The 981-nt window shown below is 64.3% G+C and carries 2 protein-coding genes; both read right to left on the bottom strand.

Annotated elements, in window-relative coordinates; genetic code table 11:
* Positions 1–670 (bottom strand): electron transfer flavoprotein subunit alpha/FixB family protein (locus HV770_RS38075; protein WP_175166536.1); only part of this gene is annotated, 670 nt, incomplete at its 3' end.
* A gap of 23 nt (positions 671–693) precedes the next feature.
* The coding region (locus HV770_RS38070) for an electron transfer flavoprotein subunit beta/FixA family protein (protein WP_425497562.1) at positions 694–981 on the bottom strand (288 nt) is incomplete at its 5' end.

The following is a 981-nucleotide window of genomic DNA, read 5'->3' as shown; positions in this document are numbered from 1 at the left end:
TGTCGGCCAGCGGTTCGAGCACCTTCGTGTAGTTCTCGCCGTTGCCCAGACCGCGGCCGCCCGAGACGATGATCTTCGCCGACGTCAGTTCCGGACGGTCCAGCTTCGTCACTTCACGGCTCACGAACTGCGACACGCCGGCGTCTGCAGCGGCTTCGATCTTCTCCACCGTTGCGCTGCCGCCTTCGGCTGCCACTGCGTCGAAACCGGTCGAGCGCACCGTGATGACCTTGATCGGATCGGCCGATTGCACCGTTGCGATTGCGTTGCCCGCATAGATCGGACGCTCGAAGGTGTCGGCGCTGTCCACGGCCGTGATGTCGCTGATCTGCGCGACGTCGAGCTTTGCGGCGATACGCGGCGTGATGTTCTTGCCGTAGGCGCTCGCCGGCGCCAGGATGTGCGTGTAGGCATTCGCCGGGTTTTGCACGAGCGTCATCACGGTCGCTTCGACGTTTTCCGCGAGGCCCGCTTCGAGTTGCGGCGCGTCGGCCAGCAGCACTTTGGAAACGCCTGCAATCTTCGCCGCCGCATCGGCCGCCGCCTGCGCGTTGTAACCCGCGACCAGCACGTGAACGTCACCGCCAATCTTCTGCGCCGCGGCGATCGTGTTCAGCGTCGCGGCCTTGATCGACGCGTTGTCGTGTTCTGCAATTACCAGATTAACCAGATTCGTCATTTCGTCCGTCTCCCTCACAGCACCTTGGCTTCGGTCTTCAGCTTCTCGACCAGCGTCTTCACGTCCGGCACCTTCACACCGGCGGAGCGCCTGGGCGGCTCGGCGACTTTCAGCGTCTTCAGGCGCGGCGCGACGTCCACGCCGAGGTCGGCGGGCTTGATCGTTTCGAGCGACTTTTTCTTCGCCTTCATGATGTTCGGCAGCGTCACGTAGCGCGGCTCGTTCAGGCGCAGGTCGGTGGTGACCACGGCCGGCAATGTGAGCGACAGCGTTTCGGCGCCGCCGTCCACTTCGCGCGACAC

This window comes from Paraburkholderia fynbosensis (genome assembly GCF_902859935.1).
GTDB classification, from domain to species: Bacteria; Pseudomonadota; Gammaproteobacteria; order Burkholderiales; family Burkholderiaceae; genus Paraburkholderia; species Paraburkholderia fynbosensis.
Note: the sequence above shows the minus strand (reverse complement) of the source record. Positions and strands in the feature narration are given on the sequence as shown.